General features: G+C 43.3%; 20 protein-coding genes and 2 pseudogenes. 5 read left to right on the forward strand and 17 right to left on the reverse strand.

What is annotated here, in order from left to right; genetic code table 11:
* Positions 1 to 105: 105 nt before the first annotated feature.
* From proC to psaK, 10 genes and pseudogenes are all read right to left on the reverse strand, one after another.
* Positions 106 to 924: a pyrroline-5-carboxylate reductase gene (gene proC / locus ACFFAP_RS04115; protein WP_375510032.1), complete on the reverse strand. Its 819-nt coding sequence runs from the start codon at positions 922 to 924 to the stop codon at positions 106 to 108.
* Positions 925 to 1144: 220 nt separating this feature from the next.
* The gene (locus tag ACFFAP_RS04120) at positions 1145 to 1747 is read right to left on the reverse strand and encodes a cell division protein SepF (RefSeq protein ID WP_375510033.1); all 603 of its coding nucleotides are present in this window, start codon (positions 1745 to 1747) and stop codon (positions 1145 to 1147) included.
* A 361-nt stretch (positions 1748 to 2108) separates the two neighbouring features.
* Positions 2109 to 2777 (reverse strand): YggS family pyridoxal phosphate-dependent enzyme, encoded by a 669-nt coding sequence (locus tag ACFFAP_RS04125; protein WP_375510034.1) that lies wholly within the window; start codon positions 2775 to 2777, stop codon positions 2109 to 2111.
* Positions 2774 to 3052 carry a transcriptional coactivator PipX gene (gene pipX, locus ACFFAP_RS04130; protein WP_375510035.1) on the reverse strand — a complete coding sequence of 93 codons (279 nt, stop codon included), beginning with the start codon at positions 3050 to 3052 and terminating at the stop codon, positions 2774 to 2776. Before pipX ends, ACFFAP_RS04125 begins: the two co-directional genes overlap by 4 nt.
* 593 nt (positions 3053 to 3645) lie before the next feature.
* On the reverse strand, positions 3646 to 5166 hold the full coding sequence (locus ACFFAP_RS04135; RefSeq protein ID WP_375510036.1) for an anthranilate synthase component I: 1521 nt from the start codon (positions 5164 to 5166) through the stop codon (positions 3646 to 3648).
* Positions 5167 to 5290: 124 nt separating this feature from the next.
* On the reverse strand, positions 5291 to 6208 hold the full coding sequence (locus ACFFAP_RS04140; RefSeq protein WP_375510037.1) for an energy-coupling factor transporter transmembrane component T family protein: 918 nt from the start codon (positions 6206 to 6208) through the stop codon (positions 5291 to 5293).
* Positions 6209 to 6403: 195 nt separating this feature from the next.
* Positions 6404 to 7774: a ribosome biogenesis GTPase Der gene (der, locus tag ACFFAP_RS04145; protein WP_375510038.1), complete on the reverse strand. Its 1371-nt coding sequence runs from the start codon at positions 7772 to 7774 to the stop codon at positions 6404 to 6406.
* Positions 7775 to 8594: 820 nt separating this feature from the next.
* The gene (locus tag ACFFAP_RS04150; protein ID WP_375510039.1) at positions 8595 to 9791 is read right to left on the reverse strand and encodes a site-2 protease family protein; all 1197 of its coding nucleotides are present in this window, start codon (positions 9789 to 9791) and stop codon (positions 8595 to 8597) included.
* A gap of 309 nt (positions 9792 to 10100) precedes the next feature.
* Positions 10101 to 10368 (reverse strand): annotated as a pseudogene (locus tag ACFFAP_RS04155) (photosystem I reaction center subunit PsaK).
* A 278-nt stretch (positions 10369 to 10646) separates the two neighbouring features.
* A complete protein-coding gene (gene psaK / locus ACFFAP_RS04160; protein ID WP_375510040.1) occupies positions 10647 to 10901 on the reverse strand; it encodes a photosystem I reaction center subunit PsaK in 255 nt (84 codons plus the stop codon).
* Positions 10902 to 11012: 111 nt separating this feature from the next.
* Between psaK and ACFFAP_RS04165 the strand changes: the two genes are divergently transcribed.
* Entirely contained in the window at positions 11013 to 11645 is a 633-nt protein-coding gene (locus tag ACFFAP_RS04165) for a phosphoribosylanthranilate isomerase (protein ID WP_375510041.1), read from the forward strand.
* Between the two features lie 88 nt (positions 11646 to 11733).
* On the opposite strand, the gene folE is transcribed toward ACFFAP_RS04165, so the two are convergent.
* The 5 genes from folE to ACFFAP_RS04190 all read right to left on the reverse strand — a co-directional run bounded on the left by folE (position 11734) and on the right by ACFFAP_RS04190 (position 16595).
* Positions 11734 to 12441, reverse strand: a complete 708-nt coding sequence (folE, locus tag ACFFAP_RS04170) for a GTP cyclohydrolase I FolE (protein ID WP_375510042.1) — start codon at positions 12439 to 12441, stop codon at positions 11734 to 11736.
* A gap of 105 nt (positions 12442 to 12546) precedes the next feature.
* Positions 12547 to 13272 (reverse strand): SDR family oxidoreductase, encoded by a 726-nt coding sequence (locus tag ACFFAP_RS04175; RefSeq protein ID WP_375510043.1) that lies wholly within the window; start codon positions 13270 to 13272, stop codon positions 12547 to 12549.
* Between the two features lie 352 nt (positions 13273 to 13624).
* Positions 13625 to 14605 (reverse strand): acetyl-CoA carboxylase carboxyltransferase subunit alpha, encoded by a 981-nt coding sequence (locus tag ACFFAP_RS04180; RefSeq protein ID WP_190895596.1) that lies wholly within the window; start codon positions 14603 to 14605, stop codon positions 13625 to 13627.
* 100 nt (positions 14606 to 14705) lie between these two features.
* Positions 14706 to 15725 (reverse strand): long-chain acyl-[acyl-carrier-protein] reductase, encoded by a 1020-nt coding sequence (locus tag ACFFAP_RS04185; RefSeq protein WP_375510044.1) that lies wholly within the window; start codon positions 15723 to 15725, stop codon positions 14706 to 14708.
* Between the two features lie 171 nt (positions 15726 to 15896).
* Complete coding sequence (locus ACFFAP_RS04190) at positions 15897 to 16595, reverse strand: aldehyde oxygenase (deformylating) (RefSeq protein ID WP_375510045.1); 699 nt, start codon at positions 16593 to 16595, stop codon at positions 15897 to 15899.
* A 175-nt stretch (positions 16596 to 16770) separates the two neighbouring features.
* Here ACFFAP_RS04190 and ACFFAP_RS04195 point away from each other — a divergent pair.
* The 3 genes and pseudogenes from ACFFAP_RS04195 to ACFFAP_RS04205 all read left to right on the forward strand — a co-directional run bounded on the left by ACFFAP_RS04195 (position 16771) and on the right by ACFFAP_RS04205 (position 20899).
* Positions 16771 to 17598, forward strand: a pseudogene (locus ACFFAP_RS04195) (carbohydrate ABC transporter permease).
* Positions 17599 to 18025: 427 nt separating this feature from the next.
* Entirely contained in the window at positions 18026 to 18289 is a 264-nt protein-coding gene (locus ACFFAP_RS04200) for a hypothetical protein (protein ID WP_375510046.1), read from the forward strand.
* A 165-nt stretch (positions 18290 to 18454) separates the two neighbouring features.
* Entirely contained in the window at positions 18455 to 20899 is a 2445-nt protein-coding gene (locus ACFFAP_RS04205) for a filamentous hemagglutinin N-terminal domain-containing protein (protein WP_375510047.1), read from the forward strand.
* Positions 20900 to 21206: 307 nt separating this feature from the next.
* Here the strand turns inward: ACFFAP_RS04205 and ACFFAP_RS04210 are convergent, their stop codons facing one another.
* A complete protein-coding gene (locus ACFFAP_RS04210) occupies positions 21207 to 21335 on the reverse strand; it encodes a hypothetical protein (RefSeq protein ID WP_375510048.1) in 129 nt (42 codons plus the stop codon).
* A 346-nt stretch (positions 21336 to 21681) separates the two neighbouring features.
* The gene (locus ACFFAP_RS04215; RefSeq protein ID WP_375510049.1) at positions 21682 to 21948 is read right to left on the reverse strand and encodes a hypothetical protein; all 267 of its coding nucleotides are present in this window, start codon (positions 21946 to 21948) and stop codon (positions 21682 to 21684) included.
* A 993-nt stretch (positions 21949 to 22941) separates the two neighbouring features.
* On the opposite strand from ACFFAP_RS04215, the gene ACFFAP_RS04220 reads away from it, so the two are divergent.
* Positions 22942 to 25332, forward strand: a complete 2391-nt coding sequence (locus tag ACFFAP_RS04220) for a filamentous hemagglutinin N-terminal domain-containing protein (protein WP_375510050.1) — start codon at positions 22942 to 22944, stop codon at positions 25330 to 25332.
* The last annotated feature ends 310 nt before the right edge of the window (positions 25333 to 25642 follow it).

A 25642-nucleotide genomic window follows, 5' to 3' on the forward strand; every position in this document is an offset into this window, starting at 1 on the left:
GGATAGAGAAGAATTTCAGCACCCAGTCCCCATGCCCCTAATCCCCACTCCGTGGGGGCCCCGAGTTCCCCAGTCCCCAGTCCCTAGTCCCCAGTAAAGAGTCTCTCATTTTCCCAGTTCTTGCGAGCGCTGTGTGGCAGCTTTGACTGCTTCAATTAAAGCTGAACGAAATCCTGCCTGTTCTAGCTTGGCAATCCCCGCAATCGTTGTACCACCGGGACTAGTAACGCGATCTTTGAGTTCTGCTGGGTGCATTTTGGTTTCATGTAACAGTTTCGCTGTTCCTAGTACGGTTTGCAAGGCTAGTTGATTGGCAATTGCTCTAGGTAAACCTGCGGATACTCCGCCATCAGCAAGTGCTTCTACCAAGAGCGCCACGTAAGCTGGTCCGCTACCAGATAGCCCTGTGACTGCATCCATCAGCCCTTCTGAGACTTCCACGACTTCCCCCACAGCAGAAAAAACTCGCTGTGCTATTTGGTGATGCTTGGGGCTAGTATATGCACCTGAACAAATGGCGGTAATTCCCGCTCCCACTGTTGCTGGGGTGTTGGGCATTGCTCTAATAATTGGCAATTGCACAAATGCAGCTTCTAGCTGGCTTAAAGGCACACCCGCCAATATGGAAATTATCAGGGGTGAATGTTCTCTATTAATAATATCAATATTTGTTAATTCTTGAGTGATCGCACTAAACACCTGCGGTTTCACTGCCAAAAAGACAACTTCTTTTACTTGGGCGAAAACCTCGCTATTATCTGTCGTCACAGCAACATCGTATTGCTGTTTTAAAAAATCTAGGCGCGAAGATAGCGGTTCGCTAACTATGACTTCTGATGATTGATAAATTCCAAGCGCGATAAGGCGGGATAAGAGCGCTTCTCCCATTACCCCACCACCAATTAAACCAAATTTTATAGTCATTTATCATTTGTCATTTGTGAGCCAGCGCGGTCTTGGGGGTTTCCCCCATGAGTGACTGGCATTAGCGCAGCGTTAGTGATAGCGCAGCGTTAGCGAGGAACGAGCGTCGGAACGAGCGTCACCCGTAAGGGTCATTAGTCGGTTGTCCTTTGTCATTTGTCACTATTATCAAAACCCAGGACTAATCACAGAGGACAAAGGACTAACAACTAATTTAACTTTATTGTGCCATCCGGTTAGTTTCGTTGCCCCAGGTTTGATTCGGAGAACCTGTAGGACGAGAGGAACGGGCTGGCGGTTGTGGTACTTCATGAAGAACACCACCTTGGGTGCTAACTTGAACACAGCTTGGCGTAAACAAGAAGATGCTCTCACCGATGCGCTCTTGATGTCCATCTAGTGCGTAAGTACCACCTGCAACAAAATCTACTGCTCGTTGAGCTTGATCTGGATCCATGATTGTCAGATTTAATACCACTGACTTGCGTTCTCGCAACGCTTGAATTGCCTGGGGCATTTCTTCAAAGGTGCGTGGTTCGAGTACTAAAACTTCTGAAATTCCGTTAATTGCTCCTGGCATACCAATCACATTCCCCATTGGCTTTGAACCTGCTGCGATATCATCTCCCATTGTAGGCACTGGTTCCCGCCAGCGTCGATTTTGAGCGGTCGTGCTTTCCTGTGGTGCCGGTGGTTGGGGATTTTCTTGTTGATACAGATTTTGGTAATTATTATCTGTTTCTGGTTCTTCTTCGTAATACTCGTATTCCACTTGCTCATTTAGACCCACAAAGTCTCTGAGTTTGGAAAAGATATTGTTCATTGCGTATGTACTCTCCTGGTGCGAATAGCCTTTATTGACTTGGCTTAGGATTGATTGAGTAGGAGCGATCGCTACATTAATGGATACTACAGCAAGTATACTGCTATTAGTACCCCATATTAATTCTGGCGATGAAGTGACACTTCTTGCAAAGGTCTGTGCATCGCCTAAACATAATAATGAGTCAAGATTATATCCTAAGGTGTGTCCGAAGGAAAGCTCTTTTTACCCCATTTTTCTTTAGCGATTGCTTTTGTCAATACTATATCCTTTGTTTATAATTGCACCAGTTTGTTACAAGATTCTTGTCATCAAATCCTGATCTCTATTAATACTAAAGAGCAAGGCTGATAATCAAAGGCTAAGAGCGATCGCCAAACAATATTGTTCCTAATCGTACCATCGTTGCACCTGCTTGCACTGCCAGTTCGTAGTCGCCTGACATACCCATAGACAGGTGCTGCATTTTAATGTGCGACCAGTTTTGCTCCTGGATTTTCTTTGCTAGCTCACGATTGAGATTAAATACATTCAAAATTTCTGGATCATTTAATCCTGAAGGCGGAATTGTCATCAAACCTTGAATTTGTAAACTTTTGTATTGATCGAGTGTGGGTAAATCAGCCAAAAGTTCTGGCACACTCCAACCAGACTTATTGGGATCGGGGAGAATTTTCACTTGCAGGCAAACCTGGGGACTCACTCCTAGCTGTTGCGCCAATTGATCTAAGCGCTGTGCCAGCTTCAAGTTATCGACGGAGTGAATCCAAGGGAATTGTTCAATGGCTTTTTTGGCTTTATTGCTTTGCAAATGTCCAATAAAGTGCCAGGTAATATCCGGTAAGTCTTGCAACTCGGCTTGTTTGCTGGCGGCTTCTTGGATACGACTCTCTGCAAAATCACGAATTCCTGCGGCATAGGCAGACCGAATGGCCTGGGCAGAAACTTGCTTGCTAACAGCAATCAATTTGACTGAAGTTGGCAGTGAGGAGCGAATGGAAACAATACGTTCGGAAATCGAACTATTCATTGGAAGGTGCGTTGGAAAACACTCTGAAGCTGATCGTACTCCTGAGATTGTCCACCGCGCCGCAGGGTACGTAAGCGATTTTCCAACATCATTCTAGCCTCAGTACGTCCTAGAGACTGGAACTTAACACCTTTAACGTCATTTGCGACCAAAAAAAACAAGCGCTGGGCATAAAGTGTGGTGAACAAATCCTGGTTCTCATCAACCATACAGATTTTGTAGAGTAAACCCCAAGTTGGATGGTTTATGTAAGTTTCTGCGTTTTCTGGATTCATTTAAGAGTCAAGGTGTAGTCAAGGTGGAGTATATATATCTTTTCGCAGTGAATTCCAAACATTCAGACGATAATACCAACATTCGTCAGAATATTTTCTTAAAATGCAAAACTGCGGTTGCGAAGACCTTGATCTAGTTTCTAATGGGCAGATGAAGCTAGTACCGCAAGGCGGAAGTCACGCATTCACGCTTGCTTTAATTTTGGGCTTTCTGGCTGTAATGAAATGGTAGGCTGATTTTTGCCGACCTCTACTAGTGGTAGTGAAGCGCAATGGTACAACATGAAACGCGAAGCGTAGACTCGAAGAGTAGAGGCTTGTCGATAGATTTCACCCTATGCTTTGGTGACTCAAATACACCAACCTGGCGGCACAAGGCACAAAACAGTCGTGACCCTCTTATTGAAAGTTTAACGTAGCGAGGCAAAACACCCTTTGAAACTCCCAACGGCAACAGCTAACTTTTCAACTTCTTTCCATACTGCCACAAGTGTGGCTGAATGGCACAAAATTTGGGAGTGGGGAGAAATCAATTAAAAATTAAAAATTAAAAATTAGAGAACTTCTGCCTTCTGCCTCCTATTCCCTATTGCCTATTGATTATCTAGCATTTTCAGCGCTGCCAGTTGTGCCTGGGCTTTGTGCAGAGATTCATACCATTCTTTCTCAGGATCGCTGTCTGCAACAATTCCTGCACCAACTTGTCCCCAGACAATGTTGAGTGCTGAGTGCTGGGGGATGAGTCTTGAGTGGGGAAATGAAGAAGAATTTACTCCCCCTGCTTTTTGAGACGCGGGGGCTAGTAGCAGGGTGCGGATTAAGATATTTAAATCTAAATGACCACGCCAATCTAAATAGCCACAGGAACCGTAGAACAAGCTGCGCCGCACGGGTTCTAGTTCATCGATAATTTCCATGCAACGGACTTTGGGACAACCTGTGATTGTGCCACCTGGAAACGTGGCGCGAATCAAATCAATGGCAGTGTATTCGCTTTTTAAAGTACCTTTGATGTTGCTGACAAGATGCATCACATGGCTATATCGCTCAATTGTCAGCAATTCGTCAACAGTAACCGTTCCCCATTCACAAACTCGCCCTAAATCATTGCGTTCCAAGTCCACCAGCATGATGTGTTCCGCACGTTCTTTGGTGTTGCTGAGTAAATCTTGTGCCAGTTGCATATCTTGTTCTGGAGTGACACCACGCGATCGCGTCCCAGCGATCGGTCTGGTTTCGGCTTGCCGATTTTGCAATATTACTAACCGTTCCGGCGAACAACTAATCACTTCCCCCCAAGGCGTCTGCCAATAGCTGGCAAAAGGAGAAGGATTAATTTTTTGTAAGGCTTGATAAATTTCCCAACCAGAAGCCGATGTAGACGCTTGAAATCGCAATGAAAGATTTGCCTGAAAGATATCTCCAGCTTGAATATATTTTTTCGCCTGGTTTACGGCTGTTTCATAATCTGCTTGCGATGTCAAAAACACAGGAGGCGAAGAAGACACGGGGACGGGGGAACGGGGAGACACGGAAAATTCTTTCACCACGTCTTTCTTCACTAACTTCTTTTGTAACTCATCAAGTCCACTTGCATCACTGGCGGCTAGCCAAAGAATTTGTTGCGCGTGATCCAAAACAGCAAAACAATCTGGCTCATACCAAAAAGCTACGGGAAATGGTAGGGGATCAATTTTATCATGTGGTAACTGTTCAATTTCACATGCCACATCGTAGCCTAGCCAACCCAACCAACCGCCGATAAAGGGGAGAGCATTGGGCGTGGGACATTGGTTATCTTCCTTGTCTGCTTGTCCCCTTGTCTGCTTGTCCCCCTTACCTATCTCTACCTCTTGCTGTAACAACTTTTCTAAGAAGGGAAAAACCTCTCCTACTTCTGGCGTCCACATCTGGGGGATGCCATCGACTAGGCGAGGAGCGCCTGCACAGATAGAATATCGGCTGAGTTGGGGATGATCGATAGGCGTTGGGTAGGGACTTTCCAGTAGGGTAGCAATTCCCGGTGTGGCGGTGGGGTGAAAAAGAGCAGCAAAAACTTCCGAACCTGTGCGCTTTTCTAGGGGTAGCGATCGCCAATACCAAGCCTTGAGCATACTGTTTAAAAGCGTTGTGAATAATTAGTTAACAGTTTTTAGCAGTGAGTAGAAATAACTAGAACTACTTACCACTGACAAAATGCAATTACCTATTACCTATTACCACTTTCTCGGTGCAAAATCAGACCTGAGTTCCTATCGCTAGCCGTATTCCCCAGAATAAGATTAAAGTCGCAATAGCAAGCCAGTCAAGCCCTTTAAATCGTAAATCGTGCCACTGTACTCGATGCTCGTTGGGACTGGTAAAACCTCGCACCATCATTGCATTCGCCATTTGATCGGCTCGTAAGAGCAGATTTTCTAACAGTCTCTCTGCAACTGTCATCCAAACTTTGAATCCTCCTTTCAATCCCAGCTTTTTCCAATTAATTGCCCTTGTCATCACGGAGCGAAATAAGTTTTGCACTTCTTCTAAAACCAGGGGAATAAAGCGCAAGGACAAGGTTAAAGTTAAAGCAATTTCGGTGACAGGCCACTTGAAGCGTCGCAGGGGTTGCATTAGGCTTTCTATGCCAGATGTGATTTCTTCTGGTGCAGTTGTCAGCAGATACAGGTTGGTGCTGTAAATTACGGTAAATATAATTGTACTCAGACGTACAGCCAAATCCAAGGAATAGCGAGTTACTTTGACTGGCCCTTTGTGAAATAGCACATAGCTGTATTTGTTATTACTTACTGACTCTTGAATAATATTATTGGAGTTTGCTTGCTGGGTTAATATTTGTTCATTAGCTGCGAGGCGTGGCTGATAATCTACACCCAATCCATCAGGACTGATGGCTCCGATCACTAAGACAAAAAACGATAGCATTAATAGCCAACCCATTTGCTGCTGCCATACTCGGCGGGGAATCCTAGCAATCAAGGTGGCAAGAATTAATAGTACCACCAGCAACACGCGCCAAAAGTTGTTAGCTAAAATATAGCTTGTTAAAAAGCTCATCAACCAGGCGAACTTGACTCGCGGATCGATTTTATGCAGCCAAGTTTGAGGTTGTTCTAAATAAAGTCCAAGTGGCAGCGATCGCAATAAATCCATTTTAGAGTTAGGAGTGAGGAGTTAGGGGTACAGACCCGATTAATCGCGTCTGTACAGTTAGGAGTTTTGACTTTAACTCATAACTTTCACCTTGTACCGCTATCAAACTCAAGTCGATAGGGTTCTATAGTTAGCAAGCAATTCTGACTTTAACTCATAACTCCTGTACAGACGCGATTAATCGCGTCTCTACTCCTAACTTATTTTGACGCGAGTTGCTCTATTAACATTACCACTTTCGGCATCACGGACTTTTTTACTCCGCCACAGCAAAATAATTGGTGTGCCTTTAAATCCTAGCTGTTGCCGGAATTGGCGTTCAATGTAGCGGCGGTAGTTGTCGTTAAAGCGTTTGGAATCATTGACAAATAGAGCGATCGTTGGTGGTTGACTACTTACTTGTGTACCATAATAAATCTTGCCCTGACGCCCACCACGAGATGCTGGGGGTGAATGCCAACTTACAGCGTCTGTTAAAACTTCGTTAATCACTGATGTGCTGACACGGCGTTTGTGTGATTCAGCCGCCGTTTTCACCAATTCGAGAATCTTTTCTACCCGTTGTCCTGACAAGGCACTCACAAAAATTGTTTCTGCCCATTCGGTAAAATGTAAGCGTGATTGCAGAGTTTTTTCGTAGTCGTAGATTGTGTAAGAGTCTTTTTCGACAGCATCCCACTTATTAACGACGATGATGCAAGCTCGACCTTCTTCGATAATCCGCCCAGCTAATTTTTGGTCTTGCTCAGTGACTCCATCAACAGCATCTATTACTAATAAAACCACATCAGCGCGGCGAATCGCTTTGAAAGCACGATTAATACTAAAGAATTCTGTGCCGTATTCTATGTGTTTCTTTTTGCGAATGCCTGCGGTGTCAATCAAACGGTAGGTTTGTCCCTCTCGTTCAATGACGGTATCAATAGCATCGCGGGTTGTGCCAGAAATTGGGCTAACAATTGCCCTCTCTTCCCCAACAAAAGAATTGAGTAAACTCGATTTGCCCACATTCGGGCGTCCCACAATTGCTACTTTGATTTCGTTAGTATCTGGGATGTCTTCAATCGCAGGTATGTGATTAACTAACTCGTCGAGTAACTCTCCTGTACCACTGCCATGAATTGCGGAGATAGGATAAGGTTCGCCCAATCCTAATTCCCAAAACTCGGCAGCTTGCATTAAGCCTTGTTCTGGGGATTCACATTTATTTACAGCTAGTAGCACAGGTACGGGTTGTTGGCGCATCCATTCGGCGATTTCTAAATCTGCCGATGTGGGGCCTGTTTGACCATCGACGACAAAAATAGCGCCACACGCTTCTGCAAGGGCTGTCATTGCCTGTTGGCGAATCAGTGGTAAAAATTCGGTATCATCATTAAAAACTAAACCACCAGTGTCTACGATTAAAAATTCGCGGCCATTCCAGAAAGCTGGTAGATAAGTGCGATCGCGTGTCACTCCTGGTTCATCATGGACAATCGCCGTTTGTTCCCCGGCGAGTCGATTAACCAGGGTGGATTTGCCCACATTTGGGCGTCCGATAATTGCAACAATTGGCAGTGCCATAAAACCAGGGTAAGTGAGAGACGTAGTATATCACGTACTTACATTTTACTCACTTTAAACTTGAAGTTTTAATAATTTCCTGATCTGAACAATGGGAACTACCGTGCTACTGTGCGCTTCAGCAGACACGCTCAAGTTAAAAATATCTTGAAAAAAGCCTTACCGTTAAATTTTTGACTTTTTCAAGCAACACGATCAACAACTTTATTATAAGGACGGCAGGCTGAAAAGCCTTGGACTCCAGGGAAGCGATCGCTAATATTCTATAGCAATCCGATTTGATTCTTGAATTACTCGTAGAGACTGGGGACACAACGACTGCGCTCAGTGCATCGCTCAATACTTGGAAGAAGGAATAAAGGTGTACTGAGTTTTTTTCACGCAATCAAATATGAGTCCTATACAAGTACCAATCAACTTTAAACTGCTCAAGCTTGGCGTAACCAAATGAAAATATTTCTGGGCCAATTTTAGAAAAGCATTTAATTGGCTAACTGAAAAGGCTAATCCTCTCTCTCTCGGATTAAAGCTAGCTCCCATTGCAGGATTTAATCTAGAAAGTAAGTGGAAATAATGTTCTAAAAAAAGAGCTACAGAACATAATCTTTGATAAGTGGCTCAAAGAGCGTTTACAACAAGTAAATATTCAACTTCTGGCATTCAAGTAACCCTCTTCCATCACTCTAGGCAGTTTAAAAAATAAAAAAGGTAGGAAATCCTACCTTTTACCCAAAAAAAGCATTTTGTAACCAAATACCAATTTCAATATCACACAAGCTTTTGACGAATCTATTGCAAAACTATGACGAGGGTATGACGGTTAATTTGCAATTGACTTCGCTATTGCTCCCAGTTGCAACCCAGGCGGATAGCTACCTTCTTCTTTGATCCGCTTAATTTCAGCGTCTGTGAGCCGCAAATTTAACTTTTGTGCCAATACTTTCACAATATCTCCCCGGTCAATTACACCAGCTACAGCACCAGCAGGAGAAAGGACGGTAATTCTAGGTAACTGCTCATTTTCTAATTTGTTAATTACCTCAGCTATCGTTGTTGCTTCAGCAACAGTGGGTATTTCCGTCAAGGGATGCACTATGCTGTGTAAAGTTTCGGTTTCCCATTCACTCCTTTGGGTTAAACGGAAATCGTCAATGGAAACTAGACCCCGGTAACGTCCATCAGAAGCAGCAAAATAAACCTGTGAGGGAGCGGTTTCCAACAGGTATAAATCGGCAAAGGATCGCAATGTCTGGTCAGCATCGACAACCCGAAAATCACGAGTCATCGCATCAGCCGCCACCACCTTGAGTAGGCTTTCTTGCAATGTTGTCATGTTGTCATAGCTGTTAGCATTGCGGACAGCAAACCAACCTAACAGCGCAATCCACAAACCAGCTACTAACTCTCTGGTCACAAAATCTACAACAAATCCTAAAGCGATCGCACCATAACCCAAAATTTGCCCAGTCTTTGCAGCCCAGTGTACGGCTTGAAAACGATTACCTGTTATTTGCCATAGTGCTGCTTTTAACACTTGCCCTCCATCTAGAGGTAAGCCAGGAATCAGGTTAAATAGAGCCACCACCAAGTTAATTCTCGCCAAATCTCCGACCATGACACTGAGTGGACTAGTATCAGGTATCACAATAGCTCCCAGCCGGAGTAGTAAAAATAGTCCAATACTCACCAAAGGCCCAGCGATCGCTACTTGAAAAGCTTTGAAAGGAGTTTTAGATTCTTCTTCAATAGCAGCAATCCCACCAAACAGAAATAGAGTAATTGAATTAACTTTAATGCCTTGCGATCGGGCTACCAAGCTGTGACCTAACTCATGTAGCAACACCGAACCAAATAGTAACAGTGCCATAACTATTCCAGCACTCCAAGCTATAACAGGCCCCCATTCCTGATAAGCTACCCCAAAGTTAAGAGTTGCCAACCCTAAAATCACAAACCATAACGGGTCTAAAAACAGGGGAATTCCAAATAAAGACCCAATTTTCCAATTTGTTTGCATTACATTGTCCTAAAACTAGATATCACCAGTAGTTCCTATACTGCAATATTCGCGTATATACTTATACATATATTTCTGAGCATCAATTTGATCGTGTCGAGTTACGAAATGCTCTTATTTCTAAGATAGACAATTAATGCCTGTGAGCAAAGCTCTGAAGTGGGGAATGGAGAATGGGGAATGGGGACAAGGGGAAAGACCTGTTGCAAGTTCTCACCTCTTGTGCGCGTGTCCCCTTGTCTCCTTGTCCCCAATTCTCCCCTGCCCCCTGCCCGTTTTCTTGAGTGTGTTAGATAGAAAAAATAAAATTTAGATAATGCCGAGATTACTCAATATTAAGACGGTACCACTACCGATCAGGTGACCAGCGCTCATTGCCGCGAGAAATGTAGCGGTACTGGGATTATTGAACACCGACAGAAAGGGCAAAGGCATTTTAAAGACCAACGTGAGGATAGCAAATTGTCGGAGGAATAATCAAAAGACATAACAGACAAGCACCAGTAATAGTTGCCACTTCAGTCAAGTTCGATGTAGTGCCAGTTTTGGGTAAAGTTGCTTGGGCTACTAATAACATTCATGACATCATGGTTCTTTCTCCTGCATAAATTAACTTACTAAGCTTTAGAGAGGGGATTAATCCCCTCTCTAAAGCCATATAAATCCTCCGTTGATGAAGTAGTTGGAATCGTCTCTCAAGGGTAAGGTTAATACCTCCGCCCTCAGTTAGAGTGACTACACAGAGGCTGACTGGCTAATGCTCATGAGTTATTTTGCTGGAGAAAGAACCAATATCGTTTTTAGGAGTTTTGTATTGATGGCGGCCTTATAAGTAACGCCGCGATCATCGCAAAACTACAGACGACCGATGTTAGTCAGTCCTAAAACGATGCCAACGCCAACAATATGACCAAAAGCCATCGCTGCAACAAATGTTGGAATACTAATCGGCAGGATGGGGAACTTGGGGCCAACTAGGGGTTTTTCAATCCTAGTACTTAGTAAAACCATTACTAAGCTGCTGATGCTGATGATGATGCCCACTGTAGGATTCCACGCAGGTGTTGCGGGAACATTTGCAGCTGCTGCTAGTAAAATAGATGAAATCAAGCTTTTGTCTCCTAAAATGTAGACCTACAAAATTATAAAATTACCAAGGCACAAAAGTTTTTCGGATAGTTTAGACTTTCTTGATGATTATTTTAAATTTGTTAAATTTTTATGCGCGTTAAAATTTGCGGCATCACTCAACCACAGCAGTCTATAGCGATCGCCTCACTGGGCGCAACGGCATTAGGATTTATTTGTGTGCCAACCTCACCTCGCTACGTGACTACATCCCAAATTCGGGCAGCAGTAGCAGAACTCCCTGCTAATATTGACACAATTGGTGTTTTTGCCAACGCTAGTATCCCCGAAATCAGTCAGATAGTTGTTGATTCTGGGTTGACTGGTGTGCAGTTACACGGAGATGAGTTACCAGATTTTTGCTACCAATTACGTCAAGTTTTACCCAATGTCGAAATTATTAAAGCACTGCGAATTCGTAGTCTTGAGCATCTTGACAGAGCGGATGATTACATAAAATACGTAGATACTTTACTACTTGATGCCTACCATCCCCAACAACTGGGTGGTACAGGCAAAACTTTAGATTGGACAATGCTAGAGCAATTCAGCCCAACTTGCCCTTGGTTTTTAGCTGGGGGACTAACAGCAGATAATATTATCGAAGCCCTGAGTCAGGTTAATCCCAGTGGCGTTGATTTATCTAGTGGTGTAGAACGCACACCTGGAGACAAAGATTTAGATAAAGTAGCCAAGTTGTTTGGGAAATTGGGGAGTAGGGAGTAGGGAGTAGGGGAAAATGAGGAAAGGCAAAGCAAACAAAGAATTATTCCCCTCATCTCCCTGATCTTCCCCACTCCCCACTCCCCATTCCTTAAAAGAATGCTGGTTGATGCCGAATCAAATTAAAAAATTCTTCGCGGGTTTTGTGATTGTCTTGGAATGCACCAACCATTGCACTAGTGACAGTCCAAGAGCCTGGTTTCTGGACGCCGCGCATCACCATACACATATGGCTAGCTTCCATCACAACGGCTACCCCTTGAGGTTCCAGAATGGTCTGGATTGCTTCAGCAATTTGACGGGTTAATCTCTCCTGCACTTGCAAGCGACGAGAATACATCTCAACAATGCGGGCCAGCTTACTCAGTCCCACAACTTTTTGGTTGGGGATATAAGCAACGTGTGCTCTACCCATAAATGGGAGCATATGGTGTTCGCACAGACTAAAGAAACTAATATCTCTAACTAGTACCATCTCGTTATGCCCTTCATCAAAGATGGCATCGTTAACGAGTTCTTCAAGGGATTGGGTGTAGCCACTGGTAAGAAATCGCATTGCCTCGGCGACTCGCTTAGGTGTTTTGAGAAGTCCTTCGCGTTCGGGGTCTTCGCCAACTCCCAATATTAGTGTCCGCACGGCGTCCTTCATTTCTTCCATCTGTTCCTCTGTTGGCGGGAACACATCCGCTTGTCGCCCGTTGTGGGTGTTGCGATCGGGTCTAGGAGTTATGGCTTCTGCCAAATCGGGAATCAGAGGCGATTGAGAGGAATTGGAACCATTGGAACTAGCAATAGTCATGATTGAGTCTTGGTTATAGTTTAGTCATTAGTCATTGGTCATTGGTCATTAGTCATTAGTCATTAGTTATTAGTCATTTGCAAAAGACAAAGGGCAAAGGACTAATTAAAGTGCGCCGGCGCTGGGCATCAGGGTCAATTCATCAATTACTGCCTCTTGTGGTAACAGAACTGTGTAGAGAATTGACTGAGCGACAATTTCTGGGGTTAACATTTTGGAACGGTCTAAGTTGGCATGGACTGTTTCTGTGTCCCAAAGTTCGGTATTGACTGCGCCAGGACAAATAGCTGTGACCCGAATGCCGTGGGTGCGTTCTTCTTGTGCCAGGGTTTGAGAGAGGGCTATCAAACCAGCTTTGCTGATGCTGTATGCTCCCCAACCGGGAAACGGCTGCTTGGCGGCAATTGAGGCGACGTTGATAATTGTGCCTGTGCCCCGATCGCGCATTGAAGGCAAAATCCCCACAATGCACTGAAACACGCTCGTCAGATTCAAGTCAATTACCTGCTGCCAGTCCTCTAGGAGAGTTTCGGTTAAGGTGCCTGTATAGGCTATACCTGCACTGTTTACCAGAATGTCTATATCACCAAAGTTTAGAGCGATCGCTTGGATCTTTTCTTTTACTTCAAAGATCCGCGCTAAATCTACAGCGTAAGCTTTCGCTTCCACCCCAGTATGCTCGACTGCTTCTCTTACCGCCTCCAATTTATCCCAAGAACGGCTGACTAAAGCGACATCTATTCCCGCTTTCGCAAAGGCTAAAACCGTTGCTTTCCCAATTCCACTACTTGCCCCAGTAATCAGGGCACGTCGTTTTTGCTCAACACTCATGGTGTCTCCCAATTTTTTGGCAGTTCCCAAAGCCTATTAACACCTAATTATTCACACTTCTCGGTTTAGATACATTAAAGGAATCTAAAAATCTGATGAGTTTCATTAAATAACTGCTATGATGCAGTGCAATAGTGGACATATTGTGGGTTTTACTAGTAAAAATAACAAATCATCGCCTGGAAAACCACGCCGTACACTCAAATTAGATTAGTTAATAACACAAAAGCACTTAATCAAATTGAGTCGATTTACCAAACATACAAATGCCTATGGCTAGATTATTAAAAATCTTTAAGCACATAGGCAATTATAGCATTTTGCTCTGCTAATCAATTACTATGCAGTGCTGCTAGTGGGCAACTTCTGTAAAAACACCAATTTTGCGGAATTTTTCATAGCGCAGTTGACGGCGTTCTGGAGCGGTTAAACGATTGAGTTCGTCCAAATTTTCCAGCAACACTTGCTTGAGAGTGGTAGCGGCTTTTAAAGGATCGGAATGAGCGCCACCAGTGGGTTCAGGCAGTATTTGGTCGATAATTCCCAACTTTTTCAGGTCATGGGAAATAATTTTCAGAGCAACGGCGGCTTGGGGAGCCTTACCAGCATCTTTCCACAGAATGGCGGCGCAGGCTTCGGGAGTGGCGACAGTATAAACTGAGTGTTCAAACATGAGTAGGCGATCGCCTACACCAATACCGAGTGCGCCACCGGAACCGCCTTCACCGATGACTGTGCAGATAATTGGTACATCTAAACAGAACATTTCCCGTAAGTTGTAGGCGATCGCTTCTCCTTGACCTTGGTGTTCTGCTTCTACCCCAGACCAAGCTCCTGGTGTATCGATAAAAGTTAGTATTGGCATACTAAACTTGTTGGCGTGTTCCATCAACCGCATCGCTTTGCGGTAGCCGCCAGGGTAAGGCATTCCAAAGTTACGGGCAATATTGTCTTTGGTATCACGGCCTTTTTGATGACCTAACATCACCACAGGTTGCCCACTCAGACGACCGACACCACCAACTAAAGCCGGATCGTCACCACCACAGCGATCGCCATGCAATTCCATCCATTCATCACTAATAGCCTGAATGTAATCGAGAGTACTAGGGCGACGCGGATGACGAGCGACTTGCAATCGCTGGGACGGGGATAGACTACTAAAAATTTCCTCACGCAGTTGCATAGCGCGTGCTTCTAGTTGACGAATTTGACCAGAAACATCGACGCCATTTTCTTCTGCAAGTTGGCGAATTTGATCAATTCGGGTTGCGAGTTCTGCTAGGGGCTTTTCAAAATCTAACAGTAGCGGTTTACGCTCGGTAGTTGCCATCGTAGGGGTTATCAATTACGAGTTATAAGTTATCTATCCTTTGTCCTTTGTCCTTTGCCCTAATAGTAATGACCAAGGACAAATGACTAATGACTAATGACTAAACCAGCAGTGGTCTAAATCCATGTTTTACTGATACCCGACCAATCTGCTCCATTTTGTCTACGGTAATCTGATTCCGTCCCCATGAAAAGTTCGTATATAACTTCTCAAATTCCAGCAGCATTGATTCGGCAAAACAAGCAAACAACTGGCGGGCTGGTACGTCCATATTGACGATTTTCATAATTTTCCAGTCAATATCCAGGGAATGCTCTACAATTCCACCATTTAACACGTGTACACCAGGATGCTGAATTTTCGTTGCTAAGTTTTTAGGATAACCACCATCAATCAACAAACAGGGTTGTTTTAAAGTCGTGGGTTCAATTTCCACGCCTCTGGGCATACTAGCAACCCAAACTACAACATCAGCTAGGGGCAGTGCTTCTGTCAAACCCATGATTTTTCCTCGCCCCAGTTCGCCCTGCAACTCTTTGAGACGTTCTTGATCGCGGGCTATCAACAGAAGTTCTTTAACATCTGTTTTCGCATCTAGCCAGCGTGTAACTGCACTACCAATATCCCCAGTTGCTCCACATATTGCAACAGTTGCTTTTGATAAATCAATTCCTAGTTGTTTGGACGCTTCTTCCACCTGCTTACAAATAATGTAGGCAGTATGCGTGTTTCCGGTGGTAAACCGTTCAAACTCTAGTTTAATGTTGCGGACTTGGCTAAACTGCTCTAACTTAAAGTTTTCAAAAATAATTGAGGAAAATCCGCCTAAAGCTGTGATGTTAATGCCGTGCTTCTGTGCATGGGCCATAGCGTTGAGGATTTTGCGCGTTGCGGCTTTGATGCGGCGACTAGCTAGCATCTCTGGCAAAAAGCAAGATTCTACATACCGTCCTTCAATTTGTTGCCCAGTTACACTGGTGACAATAATGCTATCAACAATTTGCGGTGGGGCGCTACACCAAAAGTCTAGCCCTTGATCGGCATATTCTGGGTATCCCAATTCTTGAGCTACCGATTGAGCGTGTTCCAAACTAGTCAGATGTCCAATTAGACCAAACATGTAGTGATTATTAGGCTTATGCTGTCTCGAAAGGGTGGAATTAAGTGGTTCAGCAGTACTGAGTGTAAATTAGGGAGTGCTGAGAGAGTATTTAAGTAGAAAAGAAAGAATCAGTTTCAGATAATTTCTTCACTCTTAACTCATAACTCAGCACTCATAACTCAGCACTTTTTAAGCGGCGATGAGTCCGTAGGCTGACAAGCGCATAATATCGCGAGTCGTAAAACCGATGTTACTCAATGCTTCACCGTACTGAATCATAAAGTCTTCTACTAAAGCATCTTTTTCCATTGCCATTGTGTGGGCATCACCCTCTACTTGGTTGAGCATTCTCCAGACGATGGGTAGGTTTTGGCGATTGGCAAGTTCAAGTTCAGCTTTGGCTTCTGTAAAATGTTCTTTCAACCAAACTTCTCCAAAGTTGAGGTGGCTATATTCTTCTTTTACTACTCCTTCAGTAATTTTACGGGCAAAATCATCGGCGACGGGGATGTAAATGTTATATGCTGCGATCGCAAAACATTCAATAATCAAAGACTGAATCAACAAGCAAGTGACCACCTTCTTGGATGCTGCGGCTGTTTGGAAATTTTGGTGTAGTCCAGAGAAAAATTCCTTGGCAAATTGCAAATCTGGGGTTACTTGCAAATTCCGCCCACAAGCTTCAAATCCTTTCTTATGCCGACTTTCCATCTTGGATAGGCGAATCAATTCATCATGAGATTCTGGCAGCAGTTGGGCTAGTGTGATGTAATTCTCATGGGCTTCTTGTTCCCCTTCAATCACGATCGCATTAATCCGGCTATAAGCATCTTTGTATGTTTCGCTCTTGAAATCTAATTCTTTAGATTGGTCTGTAAGCTGCTGCATGGTATGTTTACTCCTGTAAATTTGATTATTTGACACCAGGATTCAATTTACCCCATGAACTGAGGGTAATAATCACTGTGGTTTAATTTAACTTAACAAGTAGACTATCTTTATAGATTAACTGTTGCTGGGGGAGATGCTCTAGTACTAGCGAAAATGCTTTGCAGCTCAAGTTATGTCCAAACCAAACCCGAATCTGAAATCTGGCGATTTTTTGAGCCTAGTAGTGTTACTGCTAGGGGCATTTATCGTTCTACTACCTCTGTTTGTGGTCTTTCTCACCTCCTTTGCACCGACAGCCCCCAGCCCGGAAAATTTGTCCAAAAATAGCTGGTCTTTAGCTAATTACCGCATTGCATAGCAACAGGGAAAATTTTTGCTGGCGTTTGCTAATTCTACCTTGGTAGCGATCGCTGTGACGGCGTTTCAGATTGGCACTTCCGCTTTAGCGGGTTACGCCCTAGCACGGCTGAAGTTTCGGGGACACCAAGCACTGCTATTGGTAGTTTTAGCAACTTTGGTGATTCCCTTTCAGTTATTGGTGATTCCCATCTTTTTGGTTTTGAAGTGGGGACACCTGATAAATACATACTGGGCGCTGATTTTACCCACTGCTGTCAACGGGTTTGGGATTTTTTTGTTACGTCAGTATTTCCAGACAATTCCCGTGGAGTTAGAGGAAGCCGCAGCCATAGATGGGGCGAAGCGACTGCAAATTTTGTGGCGGGTGATGTTACCTTTAGCGCGTCCGGCGTTGGTGACGCTGTTTCTGTTCACCTTCATTGGTGAATGGAATGATTTGTTTAAACCTCTGGTGTTTACGACACGACCAGAATTAAGGACGGTGCAACTGGCTTTGGCTGAGTTTCAGGAGCAATTTACGAATAATTGGCCGTTGATGATGGCGACGGTGACAATAGCGACAGTTCCAGTGATGGTACTATTTCTTATCGGTCAGCGTCAGTTTATTCAGGGTATTGCTACCACGGGGATTAAGAATTAGTCGGGGAAGCTGTCCGAATTTTAGATTTTGCGGAAAGTTTGAGCAAAGATTTCCGCCACTCAGACTTCTCTCTACCCCGCAAGAAGTAGTTAGATATTTTTTTATTTGGAAGTCTTTTATAGATCACCAATGGCTAAAAGAAATCCAGCAGTAAAATATTAAGTTTTGTAACACTATACGTAATCATTTTTAGCCAAGCTGAAACAACAATTATAGGACTTACGCATTGACAGAAAAGCCCAAATAGCAGATATGCTTTTCAGGGCTTAAAAGCCAAATTTTTCAACTATCCTTTTGCGATCGCGCCTAAACATTGGATCGCTTGTAAAAGGCTGAAACAACGTATTTACGTGAATTCACAAGATGGTTTTTTTGTCCAGTGCCTAAATCCTAAATTATACATATCCTGTAGGAAATGGAAACAGTCATGAACCCTGAAACATTACAGCAGTTACAAGACGAAGTTCAACAGAAACTGCTTGAAAGCGTTAATAATGCCGGCTTATATGCAGTGCTTGAAAAGTACGGGGTACCAGATGCTAGAGCTCTGATAGTTCAGTGGCAGTGCAATCTTGATCCAAATAAAATCAAATCTGGTAATGCAGGCACAGAACAGGAAATTGTGGTATCCCAAAACTCATGGTGTATCCCTTGCCCTTCAACTGGCAACCCTTATGGCTGTAACTGCTAAATAATTTACTCTTGGTACTCTAAAGAGTTTATTCTAGTGAGTATAAAAATGCTGAACTTTGCATTTATTAGTTAGGCTACAGAGGTAATCTCAAGTCTCACTATACCTAAATTAGCAAGGGTCAGTATCTTAATATACTCTAACTTTTTTGAGTGCAAGTTTTTAATGTATCAAGACCGAAGCAGTTCGTACTGGAAGTTAGGCATCGTGAGTACTTTAGCAATTGCTGAAGTGCTCACTTTCTTTGAGAGTTGTACCTTAGCCCAAATACAAAAGGATGGCACACTTGGATCTGAAAGTTCAATCATTACACCAAAGCTAATCGATGGTCAGCCTATAGATCAGATTGATGGTGGGGCAGTTCGTGGTACAAACTTGTTCCACAGCTTTGAACAGTTTTCTGTCTCTGCGGGAAGGACAGCCCACTTTAACAATGCAATAAATATTCAAAACATCATTAGTCGGGTGAGTGGCAATTCGATTTCTAATATAGATGGCATTCTGAAAGCTAACGGCACAGCCAACCTGTTTCTGATTAATCCTAACGGCATTATTTTTGGGCCCAATGCTTCTTTAAATATCGGCGGTTCATTTGTGGCAAGTACGGCGAGTAGCTTGAACTTTGCTGATGGTACAAAGTTTAATGCTACATCTCCTCAAACTACACCCCTACTAACAGTAAGTGTTCCCATTGGCTTACAATTCGGAGCAACTGCGGCTCCCATCCGCAATCAATCCCAAGCAAAACCAGATGGCGCAATTAATAACTTTGGACAAGGCGTTGGTCTACAGGTGCAGCAAGGCAAAACCTTGGCACTTATAGGCGGTGATATCACCCTAGAGGGGGGAAATGTCACAGCAAAGGACGGAAGAGTTGAGTTAGGAAGCGTTACTAATAATAGTCTGGTCAGTTTAAGCCCAACGAACCAAGGTTGGGCATTTGGATATGAAGGTGTTCAAGATTTCCAGAATGTCGAACTAATCCAGTTAAATAAAATTCGATCTATTGTAGATGCTCATGGAGAGGGTGGCGGCAATATCCACGTGCAAGGCAGGCTTGTGCGGGTAGCTGGCAGTTTGCTTGTAGTTGATCCCTCTGGAGGGCAATCAGCAGGGGATTTAACAGTGAACGCCTCAGAGTCTGTAGTAGTTGAACAAGATGCCCAACTGTTGGCTCAGAGTTTCTCCACCGGAAACTCTGGAAACATAAATGTCACTACTAAAAACTTGGTGGTCAGAGATGGAGCACAATTGTACGGGCAATTGACCATAAACGCCTCAGATTCCGTGGAACTAATCGGCGGCACCTCTATTCCTGTCTTGCAAGATGGTAGTGATTTAATATCCAGTGGATTATTTAGTGCAACTTATAGCGATAAAAACGCTGGCAGCATCACAATTAATACTGGAAAGTTGCGTATCCAAGGAGGGGCAAGAATATCAACAAGCTCTGAGGGCATATATAAATATATTTCTAACGAACTTACACCAGCAAATACAGGAAAAGCAGGAAACTTGACGGTGAACGCGTCTGAGTCGGTAGAACTAATTGGAACCTCACCAAATGGTTCTAGGCTCAGTGGCTTGTTTTCTGGAACTGAAGGGCCTGGAGATGGCGGAAACTTGACTTTAACTACAGGGCAATTGATTATCAAGGATGGGGCTGCAATAACTGTGAGCAGCCAAGCTAGAAAAAATGTAATCTATATCGGAGATTCAAATAACTTAGGGAAAGCAGGCGATTTAAATATAACCGCTCGCTCCATACTTCTGGACAACAAAGGGAAACTCACATCTAATACTGAGTCTGGTAAAGGCGGGAATATTACGCTACAGGTGCAGAACTTATTATTGATGCGCCGCGAAAGTAAAATAACCACTGACGCAGGTAAAACAGGGCTTGGTGGAGATGGTGGTAATATCATCATCAATGCACCTAATGGCTTCATCGTCGCGCCTCCCTTTGGAAATAGCGATATCACTGCCAATGCCTTCTCTGGCTCTGGTGGTAAAATCACAATCAGCGCTAAAAACATCTTTGGTTTTGTACCGCGTACCCGTGCAGACGTAGAGAGACTTGATCCAGAAGAAATAAACCCGAATAACTTGCCAACAAGTGACATCACTGCATTTTCTCAGCAAAACCCTTTATTAAATGGCACAGTCCAAATCAACTCACCAGATGCTGACCCCAGTAAAGGATTAGTGGAACTGCCCGTAAAATTGGTTGATGCTTCCCAGCAAATTACTGCTGGTTGTAATTCTGGTGTAAAAATAGCTAGGAGTTCATTTATTGCGACTGGGCGTGGTGGACTAGCACCTGATCCCACAGAGCCATTGATGGCTGATGCGATGCTAGCAGATTGGATCACACTCTCTCCAGAGAGTCAAAATCGTGCTGACGGTATTCAGAAAAGAGCAGTTGTTCAAGCGCAGCGAAACACAGGAAAAAAATCAGAGAAAGTTAATTTTGTCAATGAACCTACTCAAATTGTGGAAGCCCAAGGGTGGGTTATAGATGCCAATGGGAAAGTGGTTCTGGTTGCTCAAGTACCTACTGCCTCGCCCCATAAATCCTCGTTCGTCGCTACATCTTGCGCTGCTAATTAAAAATCGAGATTCTCGTAATTTCTGTTGCTGCGATCGCCCTTTTGACTGAATTCAGGTGTCAGTGCGTTGGCTTCTTCGCAATAACCTTGATACAAGCGATCACTACTTTTACTAAACTAATTAGTCGGTGCGTTGGCGTAACCCACCGTACCCCTACGGGGATCTTGCTACGCGTAGCGTTCTGCATGAAAGGTATCGCTTCTTTGCAATAACCTTCAGACAAGTGATCGCTACTTTTACTTAACTCAGGTGTCGGTGCATTGGCGTAGCCCACTGATCGCGTAGCGTTCCGCAGGAAAGGTATCGCTTATTTCCTATGACCTTCACACAAGCGATCGCTCTTTGTATTAAACTCATCTGTTGGTGCGTTGGCATAGCCCGTCATAGACATCGCTGATTCGCAATGACCTTCATACAAGCGTGTAATGGAATACATGTTCAGCGTTGAGGCAGAACATTATTGTGTGCAAAAGTGAAACTTTATAAACTCCGATAAAAAATAAAAAATTGATTACCAATATTGATGTACAGTGTACAGTGCTTCAATCTTTTAAAGCTTCCCTACTATACAGCAACTGTTACTTATTTAAAAAGGAGCAATATTCTGCATGAACAATCTTCGGTACTGGATTAAAGGTTTAGGAATTGCAATAGGTGGTGCAATAGTTTTCTCTGGAAACTCTTTAATTGCCCAAAGAAATATTGAGCCAACTAAAATTCAAGTTAGCGATACGAATTGTTCACAAGTAATTTCAGGTAAAGATGGTACGCAATGGGCTTGCTTATGTAAGGGTGAGATTACTGATTGTCCTTGCCCAAAGCCATAATATTATTGTCAAGTTAATTGCCCCTCCATCATCGCTGATTTCGTTATGACTTTCGCACAAGCGATCGCACCTTTTACTAAACTCAGGTATCAGTGCGTTGGCGTAGCCCGTCGTAGACATCGCTTCTTCGCAATCACCTTCACATAAGCGATCGCTCCTTGTAATCAACTCAGATGTAGGTGCGTTGGCGTAGGCCACTAAAGGTATTGTTCCTTCCATCATCCTCAACAGCTACACAAAAAACATATAGCGCTCACTAAGGACAGAGGTTTTAAATCTTACTCCCCAACCCTTGAAGAGTTGGGTCTATTCTTGTTAGGTCTTTATTAGACTCAACTGAGAAACGCTATATTTTATTTTCTGACGGCATGACAAAGATGAAACGGGTAATAGTAAGGCTTTAGCCGATAGTCTTATCCAAACCTTAAGCAGAGTGTGAAAGTTGAGGAAGTATCAATTACTCAATCTTCTTGAGTGATCAACGGTCAGTAGCCCGATTCATGAATGCTTTAAGGAAATACAACAAAAATATATGAATTTTTGTTACACAATACGTAATTATTACTAGCCTAGCTGAAGTCATAATTATGGGAGTTCGCAATAGCTTTAGAAACCGAATGCTTTCGTGCCACTCTAGACTCTGTATCCTTGATTCCTTAGTTACCAGTGTGTACTAATCCAATCCAGGTTAACTGAGTACATCACAAGATAAGTTCATACATCTACCAATTACAAAAAGAGCAAAAATCATGGAATCTAAAATAGTACAGCCAACACTCATAGATGCTGAAACATTAAAGCAATTAGAAGATAAAATCAAGGAGGAAATGTCTGAGATACTAAATAAGTCTAACTTAAATAAGATACTAGAAAATTGTAGTATATCGGGTGAAAAGGTTCTAAAAATTCAGTGCAGTGTCCACCTGACTTCAAATGAATCAACAGATGTAAATTCCTTCCTAACAGTTTCAGATAGACCTATTATTATACGTTTTAATTGCTTGTGTAATGGGCGTCCTTGTGAATGTCATTAAGCTTTAATAGGAACGAAAAGGAGTTTATGTTAGAGCATAGGAATATTGGAGCAAAAAGTTTCTAATATAATATGATGTTTCAATATACTCCGCTATGTTCAGCGTGACTTACACAAAACTTTTTGTGTAAGTCTTATTTAATTTGAGTGTAGATGATATTTGAAGGAGTGTAATATCTGGAATGAATAATCTTTGGATCTGGTGCCAAGGGCTAGGACTTGCAACAGCTACTGCAATAGTTTTTTCTGGGAACTCTGCTATTGCCCAAATCACTGAGGATGTTACTCTACCTACTAATTCTCAAGTTGAAAAGCAAGGGAATGCTATCACAATTATTACAGGTGGAACCCTTTCCCAAGATGGAAGCAATCTCTTCCATAGTTTTAAAGAGTTTTCCGTACTTCCTGGAACTACTGCTGAGTTTAGAAATACTGAAAGTGTTCAGAATATTATTAGCCGGGTAACAGGGAAGTCTGTTTCTAATATCGAAGGCATAATTAAAGCTAAATACAAAGCCAATCTGTTTCTCATTAATCCCAATGGGATAATTTTTGGTAACAATGCTTCTTTAGAAATCGGCGGTTCATTTGTAGCAAGTACTGCCAGTAGTCTGAACTTTACCAATGGTACTAAATTTAGTGCTACAGATCCCCAAACCCCACCCCTCCTGACAGTGAGCGTTCCTAATGGCTTACAATTCGGCACAACTGCTGCGCCCATCCGCAATAAATCTCAAGCATCTAGTTTATATAGCGACAAAACTAATGTCACAATTAATATCTTCAAGCAACCTGTTGGTCTACAAGTACAGCAAGGTAAAACCTTAGCGCTTGTAGGCGGTGACATAACACTGGAGGGCGGAAATTTAACAGCAGCATCGGGACGAATTGAGCTGGGAAGTGTTGCTAGTAATAGTCTGGTCAGCCTTAAATCAACAGACCAAGGTTGGGTTTTGGGATATCAAGGTACTCAGAAATTCCAGAACATTCAACTGCTCCATCCGACTGTTAACGGTTCTGATATTTCATCTCCATCTACTGTAGATGTTAGTGGCAAGGGTGGCGGTAGTATCCAAGTGCAGGCAAATTCCATAGAACTAATTGGCGATAGTGTGAGCCTGATAAGTCAAACTACAGGCGACCAAGATGGTGAAGACATAACGATTAGTAGTGGGAAGTTAATTGTTCAAGATGGCGCACAAGTACTCACTTCTACTACAGGTCAGAGGGGTAAGGGGGGAAATTTAAGCATTAATGCCTCCGAGTCAGTGGCTCTGATTGGTAACTCTACTACTCCAGATGGTACTATTTTCTCTAGTGGAATTTTTAGTACCACAGCTGGTGGCGGAAGAGCAGGCGATATAACAATCAACACTAAGAGGTTGCGTATTCAAGATGGGGCAACGATATCAACAGAGTCTAGTGGAACTCCCTCAATGTCACAATTTAGAGCAGCTACAGGAAACGCAGGAAATTTAACTATAAATGCTTCCGAATCGGTAGAGATAAAAGGAAAACCAAAAATAGGTGATCCTAGTAGCATCTTTGCTTCGACTTTAGGTTCTGGAAATGCCGGACAAATAACCATCTCAACACAGAAATTGATTATAGAGGATAAAGCTGTAATAAATGTAAACAGTCAACTTTTAAAGTCATTAATGTACGAAGGGGGTGTACCCAATCTAGGATCAGCAGGGAATCTAACTGTAAGCGCTGGCTTTATACTTCTAGACACTAATGGAAAACTCACATCTGATAGTCAGTCCGGTCAGGGTGGGAATATTTCACTACAGGTGCGGGACTTATTATTGATGCGCGGCAATAGTCAAATATCCACTAATGCAGAAGGTGAGAAAACTGGCGGTAATATCACCATCAATGCACCTAATGGCTTCCTGGTAGCCACTCCCTTAGAAAATAACGATATCACCGCTAACGCCAACTTTGGCTCTGGTGGTAAAATCACAATCACTGCTAAGAGCATCTTTGGGTTTGTGCCCCGCACCCGTACAGACCTAGAGAAGCTGTTGAACACTAAAGACCCAGATCAATTAAAACCAACTGAGCTTCCAACCAGCGATATCACCGCATTTTCTCAGCAAAACCCTATATTAAATGGCACTATACAAATCAACTCACCAAATGTTGACCCCAGTAAAGGATTAGTAGAACTACCCACAAATATGGTTGATGCTTCGCAGCAAATTGTTGCTGCTTGTGATTCTGGTGGAAAAATAGGAAGGAGTTCATTTATTACAACTGGGCGTGGAGGACTAGTAGCCGATCCTACGCAGCCATTGATAGCTGATGATGCGGTTTTGGCAGATTGGATCACACTCTCTCCAGAGAGTAAAAATCGTGCTGGCGTTATTCAGAAAAAAGTGGCTGTTCAGCCACAGCAAAACACAGAAGAAAAATCACAGAAAGTTAATTCTGTCAATGAACCTACTCAAATTGTGGAAGCCCAAGGATGGGTTATAGATGCCAATGGGAACGTGGTTCTGGTTGCTCAAGTACCCACTGCGTCGCCTCATAACTCCTTGCTCACCGCTACATCTTGCGCTGCTAATTAGACGTGAGTTCAACAAACCTCTCCCTACCTTGAACTAAAGTTCAAGCCTGTCCCTCTTTGATCTGGAGAGGGACAGGCTTTGCGTAATAAAACCAGGGAGAGGTTTTTGTTTTAAGTTGTTTTAGGATAAACGCAATCAGCAAATGCGTAGGCGTAGCCAGATGTAGGCATCGCCGATATAGCAAATGCGTACGCCGAAATAACAAATGCGAACGCCGAAATAACAAATGCGAACGCCGAAGTAACAAATGTGGTCGCCGAAGTAACAAATGCGATCACCGATATAACAAATGCGATTGGCTATCGTGATT

Origin of the sequence: uncultured Nostoc sp. (genome assembly GCF_964245575.1) — a bacterium.
Classification (GTDB): Bacteria; Cyanobacteriota; Cyanobacteriia; order Cyanobacteriales; family Nostocaceae; genus Nostoc.

Coding starts and splice junctions, on each gene's coding strand:
- proC (WP_375510032.1), bottom strand. CDS start 924: ATGACTATAAAATTTGGTTTAATTGGTGGTGGGGTAATGGGAGAAGCG.
- ACFFAP_RS04120 (WP_375510033.1), bottom strand. CDS start 1,747: ATGAACAATATCTTTTCCAAACTCAGAGACTTTGTGGGTCTAAATGAG.
- ACFFAP_RS04125 (WP_375510034.1), bottom strand. CDS start 2,777: ATGAATAGTTCGATTTCCGAACGTATTGTTTCCATTCGCTCCTCACTG.
- pipX (WP_375510035.1), bottom strand. CDS start 3,052: ATGAATCCAGAAAACGCAGAAACTTACATAAACCATCCAACTTGGGGT.
- ACFFAP_RS04135 (WP_375510036.1), bottom strand. CDS start 5,166: ATGCTCAAGGCTTGGTATTGGCGATCGCTACCCCTAGAAAAGCGCACA.
- ACFFAP_RS04140 (WP_375510037.1), bottom strand. CDS start 6,208: ATGGATTTATTGCGATCGCTGCCACTTGGACTTTATTTAGAACAACCT.
- der (WP_375510038.1), bottom strand. CDS start 7,774: ATGGCACTGCCAATTGTTGCAATTATCGGACGCCCAAATGTGGGCAAA.
- ACFFAP_RS04150 (WP_375510039.1), bottom strand. CDS start 9,791: ATGCAAACAAATTGGAAAATTGGGTCTTTATTTGGAATTCCCCTGTTT.
- ACFFAP_RS04165 (WP_375510041.1), top strand. CDS start 11,013: ATGCGCGTTAAAATTTGCGGCATCACTCAACCACAGCAGTCTATAGCG.
- folE (WP_375510042.1), bottom strand. CDS start 12,441: ATGACTATTGCTAGTTCCAATGGTTCCAATTCCTCTCAATCGCCTCTG.
- ACFFAP_RS04175 (WP_375510043.1), bottom strand. CDS start 13,272: ATGAGTGTTGAGCAAAAACGACGTGCCCTGATTACTGGGGCAAGTAGT.
- ACFFAP_RS04180 (WP_190895596.1), bottom strand. CDS start 14,605: ATGGCAACTACCGAGCGTAAACCGCTACTGTTAGATTTTGAAAAGCCC.
- ACFFAP_RS04185 (WP_375510044.1), bottom strand. CDS start 15,725: ATGTTTGGTCTAATTGGACATCTGACTAGTTTGGAACACGCTCAATCG.
- ACFFAP_RS04190 (WP_375510045.1), bottom strand. CDS start 16,595: ATGCAGCAGCTTACAGACCAATCTAAAGAATTAGATTTCAAGAGCGAA.
- ACFFAP_RS04200 (WP_375510046.1), top strand. CDS start 18,026: ATGAACCCTGAAACATTACAGCAGTTACAAGACGAAGTTCAACAGAAA.
- ACFFAP_RS04205 (WP_375510047.1), top strand. CDS start 18,455: ATGTATCAAGACCGAAGCAGTTCGTACTGGAAGTTAGGCATCGTGAGT.
- ACFFAP_RS04210 (WP_375510048.1), bottom strand. CDS start 21,335: ATGTATTCCATTACACGCTTGTATGAAGGTCATTGCGAATCAGCGATG.
- ACFFAP_RS04215 (WP_375510049.1), bottom strand. CDS start 21,948: ATGATGGAAGGAACAATACCTTTAGTGGCCTACGCCAACGCACCTACA.
- ACFFAP_RS04220 (WP_375510050.1), top strand. CDS start 22,942: ATGAATAATCTTTGGATCTGGTGCCAAGGGCTAGGACTTGCAACAGCT.